At 65.3% G+C, this 2,860-nt stretch carries 3 protein-coding genes; all 3 read left to right on the top strand.

All coding sequences use genetic code 11. The annotated features are described in order from the left end of the window. On the top strand, positions 1-1,215 hold a 1,215-nt coding region (locus JWM94_RS04140; protein ID WP_299422166.1), incomplete at its 5' end, for an ATP-binding protein. A 102-nt stretch (positions 1,216-1,317) separates the two neighbouring features. Further along, positions 1,318-1,986, top strand: a complete 669-nt coding sequence (phoU, locus tag JWM94_RS04135) for a phosphate signaling complex protein PhoU (RefSeq protein ID WP_299422168.1) — start codon at positions 1,318-1,320, stop codon at positions 1,984-1,986. Beyond that, the gene (gene phoB / locus JWM94_RS04130) at positions 1,983-2,675 is read left to right on the top strand and encodes a phosphate regulon transcriptional regulator PhoB (protein WP_299422162.1); all 693 of its coding nucleotides are present in this window, start codon (positions 1,983-1,985) and stop codon (positions 2,673-2,675) included. Before phoU ends, phoB begins: the two co-directional genes overlap by 4 nt. Positions 2,676-2,860 lie beyond the last annotated feature (185 nt).

The following is a 2,860-nucleotide window of genomic DNA, read 5'->3' as shown; positions in this document are numbered from 1 at the left end:
CTTCGTACAGCGACAGCAATTGCGATCGTGGGCGTCGCCGCGATTGCGGCATTACTGCTCAGCCACGGCGTACAGGTGATGCTGGTGACCTTGGTCGGCGGCATCGCGGCGGTGCTGGTCGCGACCGGCACGAGCGAGGCGGTAATCGCAACGGCAGCGCCCCCTGCCCCGGACGAACCGCCCCCGCCGCTGCTCAGTGACGTGCTGGAGGCGATTGTCGGACCGATCCTGATCGTCGTCAATGGGCGCGTCGAGCAAGCGAACACTCCGGCGCGCGCGTTGCTCGGTAACCATATCATCGGCCAGAATGTGCGCCTCGCGATCCGCCACCCTGCCGCCGCCGAACGACTGATCGGTCCGCTCGCGCCGGGCAGGTCGGACCCGATCGATCTGGTCGGGCTCGGTACGCTCGACCAGCGCTGGCAGATGCATGTCGGAACCAGTTCGAGCGGGGTGGATGACGGCCAGCGCATCGTCCACCTGGTCGACCAGACTGGAAATTACGCCGCCGAGCGGATGCGCGTCGATTTCGTCGCCAATGCCAGCCACGAACTGCGCACCCCGCTCGCGTCGATCCTGGGCTATATCGAAACGCTGTACGAAGAGGCAGGCGACGATCCCGCGATCCGCACACGTTTTCTGAAGATCATGGACAACGAAGCGCGGCGGATGCAGCGGCTGGTCGAGGATTTGATCTCGCTCAGCCGGATCGAGGCGGAGAAATACCGGCTGCCCGAAGCGTCGGTCGATCTTGGCGCGCTGCTGGCGGAAGTAACGGCCGAGCTGGCGGACACGCGCGATCCTCGTGCCGCCGACATCGCGATCGACCTGGCCGATGACGTGCCCGCCGTACCCGGCGACCGTGTCCAGCTGAGCCAGGCGCTGCACAACCTGATCGGCAACGCGATGAAATATGGCCGCCCGGGCACGCCCGTCGCGATCAAGCTATGGCGCTACCCCAACGGCATGGTCCGGCTGTCGGTCGGCGACGAAGGCGACGGTATCGCGCCCGAACACATCCCGCGGCTGACCGAGCGCTTCTACCGAGTCGATTCGGGGCGCAGCCGCGCGGTCGGCGGCACGGGGCTTGGACTCGCGATCGTCAAGCACGTCGTCGAGCGGCACCGCGGCCGGCTCGACATCGCCAGCCAGGTCGGGCGCGGCACTGTCGTCACGATCCTGTTGCCCGCCGAGCCGGGTGTCATCAAAGGGTAACGCGAGCGTCACACAGGCAGTGGTGGCCGAACGTTGACCGCCGAGTCCTCTTGACGGCGGCCACGACGGCCCAGGGAGTTCCGATTGGCCACCGATTTCGCCATGCATGCGTTCGACCGCGACATCGGCCAGCTGCGCGGCATGCTGAGCCAGATGGGGGGACTCGCCGAACAAGCGATCCATGATGCAATCAACGCGTTGCAACGCGCCGACACCGAGCTCGCCACGCAAATCCGCGGCGCCGACAAGAGCATCGATACGCTGCAGGCCGAAGTTGAGGCGTTGGCGGTCCAGATCATCGCCCGCGGCCGGCTGGCCGATGGCGATCTTCGCGACGTCGTCGCCGCGCTCAAGATCGCGGGGGTGATCGAGCGGATTGGCGAGTTTGCCAAGAATATCGCCAAGCGCGTTCCGCTGATCGAAAGCGAGCATCATATCGAGCCCATTTCGGTGATCCCGGCCATGGCGCGGATCGCCGCCGAAATGGTCCATGATGTCCTCGACGCCTTCGCGGCGCGCGACGCGCAGGCCGCGGTCCTGGTATGCGACCGCGACCGGTTGCTCGACGATTTCTACGACGGCATTTTCCGTATGCTAGTAACGTATATGGTCGAGAACCCGGCCACCATCGGCCAGGTCGCGCATTTGCTGTTCGTCGCCAAGAATCTGGAGCGGATCGGCGACCACGCGACCAACGTCGCGGAGATGGTCTATTTCGCCGCGACGGGGACGCCGATGCCCGAACGCATCAAGACGGGGGAAACGCGATGAGCCGCGTGAAGATGCTGCTGGTCGAGGATGACGCCTCGCTCGCCGAACTGCTCGCCTACCACTTCAAGCGCGAGGATTTCGACGTCAAACACACCCCCGATGGCGAGGAAGCCTTGCTGCTCGCCAAGGAGGCCGCGCCCGACATCGTCTTGCTGGACTGGATGGTCGAAGGGATATCGGGGATCGAGGTGTGCCGACGCCTCAGGCGGATGCCCGAGACGGCGAATATCCCGATCATCATGCTGACGGCGCGCGGCGAGGAAGAGGACCGCGTACGCGGGCTCGAAACCGGCGCCGATGATTACGTGACCAAGCCGTTCAGCCCCCGCGAACTAGTCGCGCGAGTCGGTGCGGTGCTGCGCCGCGTGCGTCCCGCGCTGGCGGGCGAGGCATTGACTTATGCCGATATCGAGATGGACACCGTCGGCCATAAGGTCCGCCGCGCCGGCGAAGTCGTCCCGCTCGGCCCGACCGAATTCCGCTTGCTCAAGCATTTCCTCGAACATCCCGGCTGGGTGTTCAGCCGCGAGCGCTTGCTCGATGCGGTGTGGGGTCATGACAGCGATATCGAGAGCCGGACGGTCGATGTGCATATCCGCCGGCTGCGCAAGGCGATCAACAAGGGCGACCGGCCCGATCTGATCCGCACCGTGCGTTCGGCAGGATATTCTCTGGATACAGGGGCTTAACGCTCTCATTGAATCGCCTGCGAAACAAGGGAGCCATTTGGCGATTGCCGCGTTTCACTTCCCGTCACGCCTCGCGTGTTCGAACTCAGGAGAGTCGCATGAAACTCGTAATCGCCGCGGCGGTCGCCGCTTTCGCAATGCCCGCTATCGCCCAGGATACGCCCGCCGCTCCGCCGCCGGCGCCG

Source organism: Sphingomonas bacterium, from assembly GCF_028289855.1.
In the GTDB taxonomy this organism is placed as follows: domain Bacteria; phylum Pseudomonadota; class Alphaproteobacteria; order Sphingomonadales; family Sphingomonadaceae; genus Sphingomonas.
Note: the sequence above shows the minus strand (reverse complement) of the source record. Positions and strands in the feature narration are given on the sequence as shown.

Excerpts from the sequence above, each read along its gene's own strand:
- phoB (WP_299422162.1), top strand. The coding sequence starts at position 1,983 with ATGAGCCGCGTGAAGATGCTGCTGGTCGAGGATGACGCCTCGCTCGCC.
- phoU (WP_299422168.1), top strand. The coding sequence starts at position 1,318 with ATGCATGCGTTCGACCGCGACATCGGCCAGCTGCGCGGCATGCTGAGC.